The sequence below is a fragment of the Enterobacter cloacae complex sp. P43RS genome, from assembly GCF_014930585.1.
Taxonomy (GTDB): domain Bacteria; phylum Pseudomonadota; class Gammaproteobacteria; order Enterobacterales; family Enterobacteriaceae; genus Enterobacter; species Enterobacter bugandensis.
In genome coordinates, this window is record NZ_JADBRJ010000003.1 from 264,900 (window position 1) to 278,764 (window position 13,865).

General features: G+C 55.4%; 17 protein-coding genes. 7 read left to right on the plus strand and 10 right to left on the minus strand.

Annotated elements, in window-relative coordinates:
* Nucleotides 1–173: 173 nt before the first annotated feature.
* The 4 genes from IM294_RS08280 to IM294_RS08295 all read right to left on the minus strand — a co-directional run bounded on the left by IM294_RS08280 (nucleotide 174) and on the right by IM294_RS08295 (nucleotide 2,358).
* Entirely contained in the window at nucleotides 174–1,160 is a 987-nt protein-coding gene (locus IM294_RS08280) for a Dam family site-specific DNA-(adenine-N6)-methyltransferase (protein ID WP_193360339.1), read from the minus strand.
* Nucleotides 1,153–1,320 (minus strand): hypothetical protein, encoded by a 168-nt coding sequence (locus tag IM294_RS08285; protein ID WP_157844754.1) that lies wholly within the window; start codon nucleotides 1,318–1,320, stop codon nucleotides 1,153–1,155. The genes IM294_RS08280 and IM294_RS08285 overlap by 8 nt, the downstream gene beginning before the upstream one ends.
* Before the next feature lie 80 nt (nucleotides 1,321–1,400).
* Nucleotides 1,401–1,682 (minus strand): hypothetical protein, encoded by a 282-nt coding sequence (locus IM294_RS08290; RefSeq protein WP_193360340.1) that lies wholly within the window; start codon nucleotides 1,680–1,682, stop codon nucleotides 1,401–1,403.
* 214 nt (nucleotides 1,683–1,896) lie between these two features.
* Entirely contained in the window at nucleotides 1,897–2,358 is a 462-nt protein-coding gene (locus IM294_RS08295; protein ID WP_227015549.1) for a hypothetical protein, read from the minus strand.
* A gap of 123 nt (nucleotides 2,359–2,481) precedes the next feature.
* Here IM294_RS08295 and IM294_RS08300 point away from each other — a divergent pair, with 123 nt between their 5' ends.
* The 3 genes from IM294_RS08300 (at nucleotide 2,482) to cueR (ending at nucleotide 4,370) form a co-directional block, all read left to right on the plus strand.
* Entirely contained in the window at nucleotides 2,482–2,781 is a 300-nt protein-coding gene (locus IM294_RS08300) for a helix-turn-helix transcriptional regulator (RefSeq protein WP_069733243.1), read from the plus strand.
* 69 nt (nucleotides 2,782–2,850) lie between these two features.
* Nucleotides 2,851–3,873: a tyrosine-type recombinase/integrase gene (locus tag IM294_RS08305; RefSeq protein ID WP_069733242.1), complete on the plus strand. Its 1,023-nt coding sequence runs from the start codon at nucleotides 2,851–2,853 to the stop codon at nucleotides 3,871–3,873.
* 86 nt (nucleotides 3,874–3,959) lie between these two features.
* Nucleotides 3,960–4,370, plus strand: coding sequence for a Cu(I)-responsive transcriptional regulator (gene cueR, locus IM294_RS08310; RefSeq protein WP_028012206.1), 411 nt, complete (start codon nucleotides 3,960–3,962; stop codon nucleotides 4,368–4,370).
* Here cueR and IM294_RS08315 read toward each other — a convergent pair.
* The 3 genes from IM294_RS08315 to IM294_RS08325 form a co-directional block, all read right to left on the minus strand.
* Complete coding sequence (locus IM294_RS08315; RefSeq protein WP_126818314.1) at nucleotides 4,367–4,819, minus strand: NfeD family protein; 453 nt, start codon at nucleotides 4,817–4,819, stop codon at nucleotides 4,367–4,369. The genes cueR and IM294_RS08315 overlap by 4 nt on opposite strands.
* Entirely contained in the window at nucleotides 4,816–5,730 is a 915-nt protein-coding gene (locus IM294_RS08320; RefSeq protein ID WP_008499312.1) for an SPFH domain-containing protein, read from the minus strand. The genes IM294_RS08315 and IM294_RS08320 overlap by 4 nt, the downstream gene beginning before the upstream one ends.
* Before the next feature lie 110 nt (nucleotides 5,731–5,840).
* Nucleotides 5,841–6,698, minus strand: a complete 858-nt coding sequence (locus tag IM294_RS08325; protein ID WP_126818315.1) for a hypothetical protein — start codon at nucleotides 6,696–6,698, stop codon at nucleotides 5,841–5,843.
* A gap of 246 nt (nucleotides 6,699–6,944) precedes the next feature.
* On the opposite strand from IM294_RS08325, the gene fetA reads away from it, so the two are divergent.
* A complete protein-coding gene (gene fetA, locus IM294_RS08330; RefSeq protein ID WP_028012209.1) occupies nucleotides 6,945–7,616 on the plus strand; it encodes an iron ABC transporter ATP-binding protein FetA in 672 nt (223 codons plus the stop codon).
* The gene (gene fetB, locus IM294_RS08335; RefSeq protein ID WP_045631421.1) at nucleotides 7,609–8,391 is read left to right on the plus strand and encodes an iron export ABC transporter permease subunit FetB; all 783 of its coding nucleotides are present in this window, start codon (nucleotides 7,609–7,611) and stop codon (nucleotides 8,389–8,391) included. Before fetA ends, fetB begins: the two co-directional genes overlap by 8 nt.
* A 50-nt stretch (nucleotides 8,392–8,441) precedes the next feature.
* On the opposite strand, the gene IM294_RS08340 is transcribed toward fetB, so the two are convergent.
* The 3 genes from IM294_RS08340 to tesA are packed head-to-tail and all read right to left on the minus strand — an operon-like array spanning nucleotide 8,442 to nucleotide 10,777.
* A complete protein-coding gene (locus tag IM294_RS08340) occupies nucleotides 8,442–9,296 on the minus strand; it encodes a co-chaperone YbbN (protein WP_126818316.1) in 855 nt (284 codons plus the stop codon).
* Between the two features lie 58 nt (nucleotides 9,297–9,354).
* A complete protein-coding gene (locus tag IM294_RS08345; RefSeq protein ID WP_102863616.1) occupies nucleotides 9,355–10,164 on the minus strand; it encodes an SDR family oxidoreductase in 810 nt (269 codons plus the stop codon).
* Entirely contained in the window at nucleotides 10,154–10,777 is a 624-nt protein-coding gene (gene tesA, locus IM294_RS08350; protein WP_028012213.1) for a multifunctional acyl-CoA thioesterase I/protease I/lysophospholipase L1, read from the minus strand. Before tesA ends, IM294_RS08345 begins: the two co-directional genes overlap by 11 nt.
* Here tesA and ybbA point away from each other — a divergent pair.
* Together ybbA and ybbP are read left to right on the plus strand one after the other, a co-directional pair.
* Nucleotides 10,748–11,434, plus strand: coding sequence for a putative ABC transporter ATP-binding protein YbbA (ybbA, locus tag IM294_RS08355; RefSeq protein ID WP_126818317.1), 687 nt, complete (start codon nucleotides 10,748–10,750; stop codon nucleotides 11,432–11,434). The two genes, tesA and ybbA, sit on opposite strands and share 30 nt — an antisense overlap.
* Nucleotides 11,431–13,845, plus strand: a complete 2,415-nt coding sequence (gene ybbP / locus IM294_RS08360) for a putative ABC transporter permease subunit YbbP (protein WP_126818318.1) — start codon at nucleotides 11,431–11,433, stop codon at nucleotides 13,843–13,845. The genes ybbA and ybbP overlap by 4 nt, the downstream gene beginning before the upstream one ends.
* Nucleotides 13,846–13,865 lie beyond the last annotated feature (20 nt).

Sequence of the window (13,865 nt, forward strand, 5' to 3'; positions counted from 1 at the left end):
CTAGGTTGTCACAGTGTCGCCGGGCCTTACTTCCCGCGCGTCACGTTCGGAATAACTGATTATCTCGGTGTTGCTGTAACCTCCCTCACTAAGAACCTCAACGCGCGTGATCCAGAAATTACGGTATGGGAGAACGTCCAGAACCTTTGTTACTACCGCCTCAACTGTATTCATCAGAACACCTCCTGATCTTCAAAAGCACCAGAAGCAACCATTTCTAAATAAGTCGCATCGCCCATCACCGCCCCACAATCAGGACAGCCACCGCCCACGCGCCCACAGCAATCACAGACACGCAGCGTGCCAATCACCTCGCCAGCCAGGTTGCGCGTTTTAGCCCCAACTGAGCGCCGAACTTCAAAAGGTTTAAGGGTGAACGGGTAATAAATTTGGCGTGTGTCCTCGGTGTCACTACCTGAAAAAACGGACACACAACCTTCATTGTTATGGGCGGTGATTAATGCCCCAACCAGGTCACGGTGATCAGTCGCCGTGAAGGGCTTTCCATAAGCGGTGAAATCAGCCGTTGCGCTGGCTGGCAGGTATGGCGGATCACAGTAAATTACTGTGTTCTCAAATACACGGCTTGCAACGGGAATGGTGTAGCGGAAATCTGCACAAAGAAACTGAGCGCCTTTCTCATATGCCCTTTTAGCAAAGTGCTGAATCTCCGCCACAGGGAAAATTGGCTTGCGGCGATGTCCAAAAGGTACGTTGAATTCATTCTTTGCATTTACACGATATAAACCGTTATAGCAGTGACGATTCAGATAAAGGAATAAGGCGGCGAATCTTATTAACTCTTCAGAATAATATAGCCTGTTATCGCCCCCTTTATTATCAGTGCAGGAACGAAAATCACGATTGAATACATTAAATTCATTTCGATACTGATAATATGATTCTTTACAATTTCCACCTTTAAAAAGCTCAGCGGCTGCATTCAACAAATCTTCAGTGTTACTTTTCAGAATCGAATAAAAATTGATAAGCGCGGCATTGCTATCGCACAGAATATAAGTTTTATAGTCAGTATTCAGGAAAACACTACCACTGCCCACGAAAGGCTCAACCAGGCAATCACCGAGGGGCAAAGCATCAAGCACATGCGACATAGCGCGAGACTTGCCGCCCGCCCAGATAAGAGGGGAGTTAACCATTTTTACGCTCCTTGTTTACTGCGACCTGTTCTCTGTTGGCGATCCAATCTTCCAGGCTGCGGTAAATTTCATTAGTGGAAAGCTTTTCTTTCTTCATCAGGTTTAATTTGATTCGCAACAACCCAAGCAGGTGCGCGCGGTCATTAGTTTGAATTGTCATGTTCAATCCCCTGAGAAAAGATAAAACGAAGCCCCGGCAAAAATGCCGTATATAAATCAGTTCATAGTGCCGTTATTAAATCAGCGCGCGGCGCTATTCCAGTACGCTTCTAATTCTGCGGCGAATAATTCGCAAATTGAGCCACCCGGAAGAATTGAAAATTGAATACCTGTTTCTTTACAACGCACCTCAAAACCATTTCGCGCAATATCGGAAAGAGCCATACCCTGAACAACATTACGCGATCTGCTGTATTGATGATCGGGGCCGTAACCTCTACGCGATAAAGTGCATGCACCATTTTGCCTTGTCGCATTCAAACGGTTTCGCGCTTCGATAACTGCTGCTGTTGAAGTTGCCATTAGTGCCTCCGATGTAGCTGATCGATAGTCTGTCGAGCCTGAGACAATCCGAAGTCCAGCCCCAGATAATTACCATCTTTAGTTATTTGATATCGCTGACGTGAATACGGCTTTTTACGTGGCAACTTCAGGATTGTGAAGCCGCGATAGATTGCTGTTTTGCTATTGATCTGGATAAGCATTTTCAATCCCTGTACCTGTAGGTCCGCTATTGTCATGCAATGCGGCGTTGCTGGCTGTGACTGTTGCGCTTGTGCGTTGAATGCTGGTCACCAGTTACACGGCGATATGTTTTCTTATCTCGCAACAACCGATCAATGAAGTGCTTTTCTTCTGGAGTAATGAGTGCGCGGCAATGAGCTACAGCATTCCAATATTCTTGCAGCATTATGAAACGCTTAGGACGTTTAGAACCGGGCATCCCTTCGCGATGAACTGGCAATTGTGCGCGGTCCATCAGGTTGCGAACGCTCTTTAACGTGCGGCCAGTCAGATAAGCAAACTCGACCGGCGTAACGAAAATCTGTTTTTGCAGTTCTTCGGTATTCATATCCCGGATGCTTTCAGCCTGCGCGGTGGTCATTTTGCAGGTGCGAGCAACGCGAGCATTGTCTAACGGGAATTGGCGTAAATGTTGAGATCCCGCCGTTAAATCAATTTCTCGTAATTGTGTCATTTGTTAGACTCCATACGTTGAGGTCATTTGAGGCTTAATGAGCACTAATCGGCTTCTGGTGGCACTGTGGGCAAATGTTGCCTGTGTGCTTAATTTTTATGATTGTGATGAGATCTTATCATTATGTCAATGACGCAAGGCGAAAAACTGGCGCTTATTCGCGACTCTGAACGTTTAACTAAAAGGCAAATGTCTGAATTAACAGGTTTAAATTATTCAAGTTATGGGGGGTATGAGCGTGATAAGACGAAAATGACGCTCGAAGCAGCAGTGAGTATTTTTGGACACCCTCGTTTTCATAAGTATCAAGACTGGTTTATGTATGACCGGATCGACCCAAGCCGGGGCCAGATCGCACCGGCTCTCGCACACTTTGGGCAACAGACAACGCAATCAGACCACTCCGGGAAACAGATTGGTTAACTTTATATAAACATTACATTTTCACTATTTGTTACCAGGATAGTGAACTGACAATCGGAGGGTCTTCTTATGTCCGTTAAGAAACTCGAAGATGGTCGCTATGAAGTGGATGTAAGGCCGCGCGGGCGCGATGGAAAACGCATTCGGCGGAAGTTTGACAGAAAGGCAGAAGCGCACGCATTTGAGCGCAGTATCATTGCCAAATTTCAGAATCATGATTATCTGAATAAACCGGCTGATAAACGAAAGCTAAGCGAGTTTATTGCGCTTTGGTGGCAGTTGATTGGACGAAACAAAAACTATGCGAACCGCAGACTAAGCGCGGTTAATTGCATCTGCAAGGATATGGGCGACCCTATGCTTTACCAGCTTGATGCACGTTGCATTATTGATTACCGAGCATACCGGCTGGAGCAGGGGATTAAGGCTTCAACGATAAATCATGACCTTTTCGCCTTGAGTGGAATTTTCAAGTCAATGGCGGAGATCGACGAGTTCCACGGGGAAAATCCCGTGACATCGGTTGCCGCGTTGAAAGAGCCCAAAACCGAAATGTCATATCTGACACAGACCGAGGTTGATCGGCTCTTGTCGCTATGTTCCGGTGATTACTACCGCATAGCGATTTTACTGCTGGCTACCGGTGCAAGGTGGGGGGAGGCATACAATTTGAAAGCGGAAAATATTGTCGGTAACAGAGTCATGTTTACCCTGACAAAAAACGGTGAAAGGCGCGTTGTTCCGATATCGGATGATATCGCCAGGATAATTAAACACAGGGAATCAGGTCGACTTTTCCGGGTGAGTTACAAAACGTTCCGCTTGAGGATGAAAGAAGCAAAACCCAATTTGCCAGATGGACAGGCCGCCCATGCTTTGCGGCACACGTTCGCGACGCACTTCATGATGAAGGGGGGCAACATCATTGCCTTACAGAGAATCTTGGGTCATGCGGATATTTCGCAAACGATGGTTTACGCGCACTTCGCTCCAGATTATTTACTGGACGCTGTGAGCTATAATCCTCTCAGCGGAATGTCCACATTGTGTCCACACTCTGGAGGCAAAGCGGGGGATTTGCGGGTTAGTTAAGTCTGTAAAATACTGATTCGGCGCAGTACCTTAAGGGGCTGCGCCTGTCAGAATCCCACCATCAAGGGGAAGGTCAAGGGGGAAATGTGAATATCAGTGACGTGGCAAAAAAAACGGGCTTAACCAGCAAGGCGATCCGCTTTTATGAAGAGAAGGGGCTGGTAACGCCACCGCTGCGCAGTGAAAACGGCTACCGCAGCTACACGCAGCTGCATCTCGATGAGCTGACGCTGCTGCGCCAGGCAAGACAGGTGGGGTTTAACCTGGAAGAGTGCGGCGAGCTGGTTAACCTGTTTAACGATCCGAAGCGCCACAGCGCGGACGTGAAAAAACGCACGCTGGAAAAAGTGGCGGAGATCGAGCGCCACATCATCGAGCTACAGGCGATGCGCGAACAGCTGCTGCAGCTGGCGGAATCCTGTCCGGGTGATGACAGCGCCGACTGCCCGATTATTGATAATCTTGCCGGCTGCTGCCATCGCAAAACCCACGTCTAGCAGGCTTTTACCCGCAGCGTAATCCCTTCCACCGCAATGACCTCAACCTGCGTTCCGGCGCTGAGGTCGTCGTCGGCCACCACCGGCCACGAGCTGTCGCCCACGCGCATGTGCCCGCGCCCGTTCACCAGCGCAGCGTCGAGCGTAAAGCGCTTGCCGACAATCTGCTGTCCGCGCTGGTTGAGATGCGCGTCCAGCGGTTTCTGCTCTTTGACCTGACGGTTAAGCCAGCGCCACCACAGCCAGGCGGCAACCAGCGTCAGCACGGCAAACAGCGCGCCCTGCCACGCCCAGCCCAGAGGAAGGATCCAGACCAGCAGGCCCGTAATGACAGCGGCAACACCGCTCCAGAGCAGGTAGCCGTTGCCGCCAAGCATCTCCGCCGCCAGCAATAAGCCACCGAGGCTTAGCCAGAAGGCATGAGGATATGCAACGATGAGCTCAATCATTTTTTACGCTCGTTTCCGCTGTCCTTGATCAGTTCGGCGATCCCCGCGATAGAGCCCATCAGGCTGCTGGCGTCCAGGGGCATCATCACCACTTTGCTGTTGTTCGCGGAGCCGATCTCTTTCAGCGCATCGGTATATTTTTGCGCCACGAAGTAGTTCACGGCCTGGATATCACCGGCGGCAATCGCCTCGGAGACCATCTGCGTTGCGCGGGCTTCCGCTTCAGCGGAACGTTCACGCGCTTCCGCCTGTAAGAACGCGGACTGACGGTCGCCTTCGGCTTTCAGGATCTGCGACTGTTTTTCCCCTTCCGCTTTGAGGATCTCCGCCTGACGGACCCCTTCGGCTTCCAGAATATAGGCACGCTTGGTACGCTCGGCCTTCATCTGCGCGTTCATGGAGGCGATTAGCTCTGCCGGTGGGCGCACGTCGCGGATCTCAATACGGGTGACTTTGATCCCCCACGGGTTCGTTGCCTCGTCAACAATGTGCAGCAGGCGGGTATTGATGCTGTCGCGCTGGGAGAGCATTTCGTCCAGCTCCATCGAGCCGAGCACGGTACGGATGTTGGTCATCGTCAGGTTGACGATCGCCAGCTCCAGGTTGCTCACCTCATAGGCCGCTTTCGGCGCATCAATCACCTGAATAAAGCAGACGGCATCAATGGTAACGTTGGCGTTATCTTTGGAGATCACTTCCTGAGAGGGGATATCCAGCACCTGCTCCATCATGTTGATCTTGCGGCCAATCCGGTCCATGAACGGAACAATCAGGCTCAGGCCGGGCTGCAGCGTGTTGGTATAGCGGCCGAAGCGCTCGACGGTCCACTGGTAACCCTGAGGGACAATTTTGACACCTGCGCCCACGATAACCAGCGCAACGAATATAAGGACGGGAACAACGATGAGCATAAAAACCTCCTGTTTTGCATGCTTTGATGAGAAAAAGCGCGTGTTTGCTATTCGTAAGTATATCGGCTAATGGGCTAAAATTCGCCCCGTCCGACGGGCGGGGCAGAGCGTTAGTGGTAGCTGTAGGTAAAGTCAGCGATCAGCGCATCGTCACCCGCATCGGCGATGGCTTTCGACAGGCCGTGATAGAAGGTCTCCAGCCCAATCTCTTCGACCTGGCGCAGCTGCTCGCGGATCGGCGCGCAGAACAGTTCCGCATTGCCCGCGCCCACGCGCTTGTTGTTCGGCGGAAGCTGACCGGTGATCCCTTTGAACCAGGTGCGTACCGCGCCCTTCAGAGAGGTGGGCGCGTCGTTGACGGCGTCGTGTCCCGTCAGAATTTGCAGCGTCGGGAACTGGTCTGCACAGACTGCCGTTTTCATACGCGCATAAAACTGGCTGAAGAGTTCGAAAGACTGCAGATCGGTGACTTTGGGTTTGGTCGTTTTGCCCTGAACGTTGCCTGTCTTTTTCGCCGCGGGCTGCGCGGGCGCCAGCTTATTGAGCTGCAGATCGAACAGCAGGTTCGCGTGTTCGCGTCGTTTGCTTACGTCCGGGAAGCGTTCGATAAACGCGCGGATAAATTCCGGCGTCATCAGGTCCGCAAAATCATGGTTGACCAGCCACTGGCCGCGGGCAAACTCACCGGGAGACTGGAACCAGACCGGAACCTTGCCCGGCTCGAACTCTTTGACATTCCCTCTGCCGTCGATTTCAACGAAGCGAGTGCCGTTATCAAACGCAAAGCGGCAATTCTTCAGCTGAATGACCGGCTTCATCTTCAGCAGGCCCTTAACGAACCGGACAAGCTCTCCCCCGAACACATAAGCCGTAACGGATTCTGAAGCAATGGCAGCAAGAAGCTGATCGATGGTTTTCACGCCGGGTTCAAGTTCAGAAAACTCATAAAAAGTGTGAATATTAGACATTCTTGTACTTCCTTATTGTGTTGCGGGCAGAGCTTAACACCACTTTAACGAATGTTCTAAACCAGAGATACGGAAGTGTCGCTAAGGTCACGGCGTAAACTGTAAAGCGAAAGTGTAAAGCATGTCTAATGAATGCACGGTAAACACAATCGGAAGTCTTGGTGGCGAAAGGGGGCGCTAAAACGCGTTGTGACGAACGAGCGGCACGGATTATGCTAATAACGTTCAGGAGTTACTGGAAAAAATATGAACAACGAAAATGCAGTTTTGCAGATAAAGGACGTCGGCTTTCGTGTCGCAAATAACACGATCCTTCAGCACGTCGGGTTTAACCTTTCTCCCGGTGAGTTCAAGCTGATAACAGGGCCGTCAGGCTGCGGTAAAAGCACCTTACTGAAGATTGTGGCCTCACTGCTGAGCCCAACGGAGGGAACCATTCTGTTTGAAGGGCAGGATATTGCGTCACTTTCCCCGGAAAGCTATCGCCAGCAGGTCTCTTATTGCGTCCAAACGCCCGTGCTTTTTGGCGACACGGTTTTTGATAACCTGATTTTTCCGTGGCAAATCCGCAATAAAACGCCGGAGCCGGAAAAATTCATCGACGATCTGGCCCGTTTTGGCCTGGCGAAGGAGACGCTGACCAAATCCATCAGTGAGCTCTCGGGCGGAGAAAAGCAGCGCGTCTCGCTGATCCGTAATCTGCAGTTCTTACCGAAGGTATTGCTGCTGGATGAGATCACCAGCGCGCTCGATGATGCCAACAAACGCAACGTCAACGAGATTATTCATCGTTACGCCCGCGAGCAGAATATTGCCGTGCTGTGGGTGACGCACGACTCAAACGAAATTACCCATGCGGATGACGTGATTACGCTCCAGCCGCACGGCGGGAAAATGCAGGAGGCCAACCGTGGGTGAGCATAACATTACCAATGAATCTCTGGCGTTTTCGATGGTGCTGGTGCTGATTGCTATCGTCGTCAGCTACCGGGAAAAGCTGGGCCTGGAAAAAGATATTGTCTGGAGTATCTGCCGCGCGGTGGTACAGCTCGTCATCGTCGGCTATGTGCTGAAGTATATTTTCAACGTCAACCACGCGGTGCTGACGCTGCTGATGGTGCTCTTCATCTGCTTTAACGCGGCGTGGAACGCGCAGAAACGCAGTAAATATATTGATAAGGCGTTTATCTCGTCATTTATCGCGATTACCACCGGGACGGCGCTCACCCTGGCGGTGCTGGTGCTCTCTGGCTCGATTGAGTTTACGCCGATGCAGGTGATCCCTATCTCCGGGATGATTGCGGGAAACGCTATGGTGGCCGTTGGCCTGTGCTACAACAACCTCGGCCAGCGTTTCAGCAGTGAACAGCAGCAGCTGCAGGAGAAGTTAAGCCTGGGGGCGACGCCAAAAGTGGCTTCAGCGCGGCTGATTCGTGAGAGCATTCGCTCATCGCTGATCCCGACAGTGGATTCTGCCAAAACGGTGGGGCTGGTGAGCCTGCCGGGCATGATGTCGGGGCTGATCTTTGCCGGTATCGATCCGGTAAAAGCGATTAAGTATCAGATCATGGTGACGTTTATGCTGCTTTCCACGGCGAGCCTGTCCACTATCATTGCCTGCTACCTGACCTATCGGAAGTTCTACAACCCGCGCCACCAGCTGGTGGTGACGCCGTTGAAAAAGACGGGGTAATATCCGTTTTTGTAGGCCCGGTAAGCGTTAGCGCCACCGGGCATTTTTTGTTAATAGAGCAGCGCGTATAACTGACGACGATACTTCGACGCCAGCGCGTCTCCGGTGCCCAGCGCGGCCAGGATCTCCTGGAACATCTTGCGCGCCTGACCGTCTGCGGCAGCCAGATCTTTCTGCAGGTGGCTGAACAGCAGCTCCAGCGCCTCTTCGTTACGTCCCACCTGATGCAGCTGGAGCGCCAGCTGGCTTGCCAGCGCGGCATCCGCCGGGTTGTCGGCCACCTGCTGCTGCAGCTGCTGAATTTCCGGAGTGTCCGCCGCCTGCTTTAGCAGCTCAATCTGCGCCACCAGCCCCTGATAGCGGGTGTCCTGATCCTGCATTGGAACCGTCTTGAGCACGGCTTCCGCGTCTTCTGAACGGTGCAGGGCGATCTGCGTTTCCGCCAGCAGCAGGCCGATCTGGCTGTTCTGGTTCGACAGCTGCCACGCCTCTTTCAGCAGCGGCAGCGCCTCGTCGTACTTGCCTTCCTGCATCAGCGCCATCGCTTCCTGCGCTTTCAGCTCTTCTTCGCGCGGCAGCACTTTATCCAGCAGGGCGCGAATCACCTCTTCCGGCTGGGGGCCCTGGAAGCCATCGACAGGCTGGCCGTTCTGGAACAGATAAACGGTTGGAATGGCGCGCAGACCAAACTGCGATGCCACCATCGGTTCGGCGTCACAATCCAGTTTCGCCAGAATGAACTGACCGTTGTACTGCGCGGCAAGGCTTTCCAGCACCGGCGTCAGCTGCAGACAATGCTGGCTGCGCTCAGACCAGAAGTAGAACAGCACCGGTTTAGCCATCGACTGTTCGAGGACCTGTTGCAGGTTTGCTTCTGTAATATTGACGATATTCTGTACGGACATGCGGCTTTCTCTTTTGTCGGTTTACTCTTTACATGGGGATGAGCGTCGTCGCTTCAACTCAGCCGTGCAAAATTTTGTCCATTATCCTGCCCGGCAGCAGGCGCTTTAACCAGCCGACGGCATGGGTGACCAGCGTCACCGGATAGCGCATTTTGGGATGCTCGCTCTCAAAAGCATGGCGCACTTTGGCAACCACCGCCTCTGGCCCGAGGGTAAAACGTGCGGCGATGCCGGGGTTTTCGACCGGCTTGTCCGCCTGGGTCTGGTTCACGTTTTCGGTAAAGCGGGTGCGGATCGGGCCGGGTTCAATCAGGCTGACCTTGATGCCGCTGTGGCGCAGCTCCATGCGCAGGGCGTCGGACCAGGCTTCCAGCGCATATTTGCTGGCGGCGTAGGCGCCGCGGCCCGGGGTGGAAATCAGCCCCATCACTGACGATGTCATCACGATGCGCCCTTCGCCGTGCGGCAGCATGGCCGGGAGCAGACGCATGGTGAGCTGATGGACGCCAAAGAAATTGGTTGAAAACTGCTTCTCCAGCGTTTCGCGCGAGAGCGTATCCAGCGGGCCATACACGCCGTAACCGGCATTATTAAAGAGACCGTACAGACGGCCTTCGGTCAGGGCTATCACCTCGTCGGCGGCGCGTTCAACGCTCTCCGGCGAGTCCATATCCAGCTGTATGCCGGTAAAGCCCAGCCCGTTCATGCGCTCGACATCGTCAGGCTTGCGGCACGCTGCCAGCACCCTGAATCCCTGGCGCTTTAGTTCAAGCGCGCTTTCAAGGCCGATTCCGCTGGAACATCCTGTAATTAAGACCGATTTTTGCATAACTTTACCTGTCAGGAACTCCGCTGAATTACGAGTCATGTTTAACTAAAGGAGCCAGCCGCGTTGCCATCCAGTCGGCAATAAACGGCTGCGCATCGCGATTGGGGTGGATACCGTCGTCCTGCATCCACTGGGGTTTGAGATAGACCTCTTCCATGAAAAATGGCAGGAGCGGAATATCAAACTCTTTGGCAAGCTTAGGGTAGATCGCGCTAAAGGCCTCATTATACCGACGACCGTAGTTGGCGGGCAGGCGAATTTGCATCAGCAGCGGCTGGGCGTTTGCTGCCTTGATGTCCCGCAAAATGGTACGCAGCGTTTGCTCGGTTTGCTGAGGCTGGAAGCCACGCAGGCCGTCATTACCGCCAAGCTCAACCAGCACCCAGCGCGGCTGATGCTGCTTGAGCAGCGCAGGCAGGCGCGACAGACCCTGCTGCGAGGTATCGCCGCTGATGCTGCCGTTGATAACGGTCGTCTTGCTTTGCCATTTGTCATTGAGCAGAGCCGGCCAGGCCGCGCTGGCCGCCATGCGGTAGCCCGCGCTCAGGCTGTCGCCAAGAATCAGTAACGTGTCCGCTGCCGCCGCGCGGAAGGTCATCAGCATCAAAAACAGGAAGGGCAAATGCCAGCGGAAAACAGTGTTGAAGTTCATCGTCTTAAGAAGTCCGTCGGTCAGGGGGAGCAGGAGCTTTCAATCCTTACCGGAGTTGAACTCGTTGTCAAACGCACCGAAACCATCGCGCTGATTGGCGAATCCGGTTCCGGCAAGTCTACGCTGCTGGCGATTCTGGCCGGTCTGGACGACGGCAGCAGCGGCGAAGTCCACCTGGTCGGGCAACCGCTGCACCAGCTTGATGAAGAGGCGCGAGCCGCGCTGCGCGCGCGGCATATCGGTTTTGTCTTTCAGTCTTTTATGCTGATCCCGACCCTGAACGCGCTGGAAAACGTCGAGCTCCCGGCGCTGCTGCGCGGCGAAAAGAGCCGCGAAAGCCGCACGCATGCGAAGGCGCTGCTGGAACAGCTCGGCCTGGGCAAGCGCCTCGACCATCTTCCGGCACAGCTTTCCGGCGGCGAGCAGCAGCGCGTGGCGCTGGCGCGGGCGTTTAACGGCCGCCCGGAAGTGCTGTTTGCCGATGAACCCACCGGCAACCTTGACCGTAAAACCGGGGATAAAATTGCTGATCTGCTGTTTTCGCTTAACCGCGAACATGGCACCACGCTGATCCTCGTGACCCACGATCCGCAGCTGGCCGCCCGCTGCGACCGCCGCCTGAGGCTGGTGAACGGTATTCTTCAGGAGGAAGCATGATCGCCCGCTGGTTCTGGCGCGAATGGCGCTCGCCCTCGCTGCTGATTGTCTGGCTGGCGTTAAGCCTGGCGGTGGCCTGCGTGCTGGCGCTCGGCAGCGTCAGCGACCGTATGGAAAAAGGGCTCAGCCAGCAGAGCCGCGAATTTATGGCCGGGGACCGGGCGCTGCAAAGCTCACGTCCTGTGCCGCCTGGCTGGATTGAGGAAGCGCGCAAGGAAGGGCTAAAGGTGGGAGAGCAGCTCACCTTCCAGACCATGACCTTCGCGGGGGACACCCCGCAGCTCGCCAGCGTGAAGGCCGTGGACGACATCTACCCGATGTACGGGGAATTACAAACCAGACCGCCGGGGCTAAAGCCGACGCCCGGCACGGTGCTGCTGGCATCGCGCCTGATGGCACTTCTCAACCTGAAACCCGGCGACAGTATTGACGTTGGCGATGCCACGCTGAAAATCGCCGGGGAAGTGGTGCAGGAGCCCGACTCCGGCTTTAACCCGTTCCAGCTCGCGCCGCGCCTGCTGATGAACACCGCCGATGTCGCGAAAACCAACGCCGTCCAGCCGGGAAGCCGCGTCACCTGGCGCTACAAGTTTGGCGGCACGCCCGCGCAGCTGGAGGCGTATGAAAAATGGCTTCTGCCGCAGCTCAAGCCGGAACACCGCTGGTACGGGCTGGAGCAGGACGAAGGGGCGCTCGGCAAATCCCTCGAACGTTCCCAACAGTTCCTGCTGCTGTCGGCGCTGTTAACCCTGCTGCTGGCGGTGGCGGCGGTTGCCGTGGCGATGGGGCACTACTGCCGCAGCCGCTACGACCTGGTGGCGATCCTTAAAACCCTCGGCGCGGGGCGGGCGCAGCTGCGCAAGCTGATCGTCGGCCAGTGGCTGATGCTGCTGGCCCTCTCAGCGCTTACCGGCGGAATAATAGGCCTGCTGTTTGAAAAACTGCTGATGGTGATGCTGAAACCGGTGCTGCCGGCCGCTTTGCCCCCGGCAAGCCTCTGGCCGTGGCTGTGGGCGATGGGCGCGATGACGGTGATCTCGGTGCTGGTGGGGCTGCGCCCGTACCGCCTGCTGCTCGCGACGCAGCCGCTGCGGGTGCTGCGCAATGATGTGGTGGCGAACGTCTGGCCGCTGAAGTTCTATCTTCCGGCGATTATTGCTGTTGCGGTCGGGCTGCTGGCCTGGCTGATGGGCGGCAGCACCCTGCTGTGGGCCGTGCTGGCCGGCGCGGTGGTACTGGCGCTGCTGTGCGGCGTGCTGGGCTGGATACTGCTCAACGTCCTGAAAAGGCTGACGGTGAAATCCCTGCCGGTGCGGCTGGCGGTCAACCGCCTGCTGCATCAGCCCTGGTCAACGCTCAGCCAGCTGTCGGCCTTTTCGCTGTCGTTTATGCTGCTGGCGCTGCTTCTCGTGCTTCGCGGGGATCTGCTGGATCGCTGGCAGCAGCAGCTTCCGCCGGAAAGCCCGAACTATTTCCTGATCAACATCGCACCGGAACAGGTGACGCCGCTGAAGGGTTTCCTGTCGGAGCATCACATTATCCCCGAGTCGTTCTATCCCATCGTCCGCGCGCGTCTGACGCAGATCAACGGTCAGTCAACCGAGGGGAACAAGGATGAGTCGCTTAACCGCGAACTCAACCTGACCTGGCAGGAGAAACGTCCCGACCATAACCCGATTACCGCCGGTACCTGGCCGCCGAAAGCGGGAGAGGTGTCGATGGAAGAGGGGCTGGCGACGCGCCTGAACGTGAAGCTCGGGGACAGCGTGACCTTCACCGGTGATACCCAGGATTTTACCGCCAAAGTCACCAGCCTCCGTAAAGTGGACTGGGAAAGCCTGCGGCCAAACTTCTTCTTCATCTTCCCGCCGGGCGCGCTGGACGGGCAGCCGCAGAGCTGGCTGACCAGCTTCCGCTGGGAAAACGGCAACGGCATGCTGACGCAGCTTAACCGGGAGTTCCCGACGGTGAGCCTGCTGGATATTGGCGCGATCCTCAAACAGGTCGGGCAGGTGCTGGAGCAGGTGAGCCGCGCGCTGGAGGTGATGGTGGTGCTGGTGACAATCTGCGGCATATTGCTGCTGCTGGCGCAGGTGCAGGTGGGCATGCGCCAGCGTCATCAGGAACTGATAGTCTACCGCACGCTCGGCGCGGGTAAGCGGCTGCTGCGGGCGACGCTGTGGAGCGAGTTTGCGCTGCTTGGGCTGGTGGCGGGTCTGGTCGCGGCGATTGGCGCGGAGACGGCGCTGGCGGTGCTGCAGACAAAGGTCTTCGACTTCCCGTGGGAGCCTGACTGGCGTCTCTGGCTAGTACTCCCTCTCTGCGGCGCGGTGCTGCTCTCCCTCTGCGGGGGCTGGCTCGGGGCGCGATTGTTAAAGGGCAAGGCCCTGTTCCGGCAGTTTGTAAATTGATTTGGCATGGTAATAATTAC

Coding starts and splice junctions, on each gene's coding strand:
- ybbP (WP_126818318.1), top strand. CDS start 11,431: ATGATCGCCCGCTGGTTCTGGCGCGAATGGCGCTCGCCCTCGCTGCTG.
- IM294_RS08305 (WP_069733242.1), top strand. CDS start 2,851: ATGTCCGTTAAGAAACTCGAAGATGGTCGCTATGAAGTGGATGTAAGG.
- IM294_RS08320 (WP_008499312.1), bottom strand. CDS start 5,730: ATGCTCATCGTTGTTCCCGTCCTTATATTCGTTGCGCTGGTTATCGTG.
- IM294_RS08315 (WP_126818314.1), bottom strand. CDS start 4,819: ATGATTGAGCTCATCGTTGCATATCCTCATGCCTTCTGGCTAAGCCTC.
- tesA (WP_028012213.1), bottom strand. CDS start 10,777: ATGAACTTCAACACTGTTTTCCGCTGGCATTTGCCCTTCCTGTTTTTG.
- IM294_RS08300 (WP_069733243.1), top strand. CDS start 2,482: ATGTCAATGACGCAAGGCGAAAAACTGGCGCTTATTCGCGACTCTGAA.
- IM294_RS08285 (WP_157844754.1), bottom strand. CDS start 1,320: ATGACAATTCAAACTAATGACCGCGCGCACCTGCTTGGGTTGTTGCGA.
- IM294_RS08290 (WP_193360340.1), bottom strand. CDS start 1,682: ATGGCAACTTCAACAGCAGCAGTTATCGAAGCGCGAAACCGTTTGAAT.
- ybbA (WP_126818317.1), top strand. CDS start 10,748: ATGCCAGCGGAAAACAGTGTTGAAGTTCATCGTCTTAAGAAGTCCGTC.
- IM294_RS08295 (WP_227015549.1), bottom strand. CDS start 2,358: ATGACACAATTACGAGAAATTGATTTAACGGCGGGATCTCAACATTTA.
- IM294_RS08345 (WP_102863616.1), bottom strand. CDS start 10,164: ATGACTCGTAATTCAGCGGAGTTCCTGACAGGTAAAGTTATGCAAAAA.
- fetA (WP_028012209.1), top strand. CDS start 6,945: ATGAACAACGAAAATGCAGTTTTGCAGATAAAGGACGTCGGCTTTCGT.
- IM294_RS08280 (WP_193360339.1), bottom strand. CDS start 1,160: ATGGTTAACTCCCCTCTTATCTGGGCGGGCGGCAAGTCTCGCGCTATG.
- IM294_RS08325 (WP_126818315.1), bottom strand. CDS start 6,698: ATGTCTAATATTCACACTTTTTATGAGTTTTCTGAACTTGAACCCGGC.
- IM294_RS08340 (WP_126818316.1), bottom strand. CDS start 9,296: ATGTCCGTACAGAATATCGTCAATATTACAGAAGCAAACCTGCAACAG.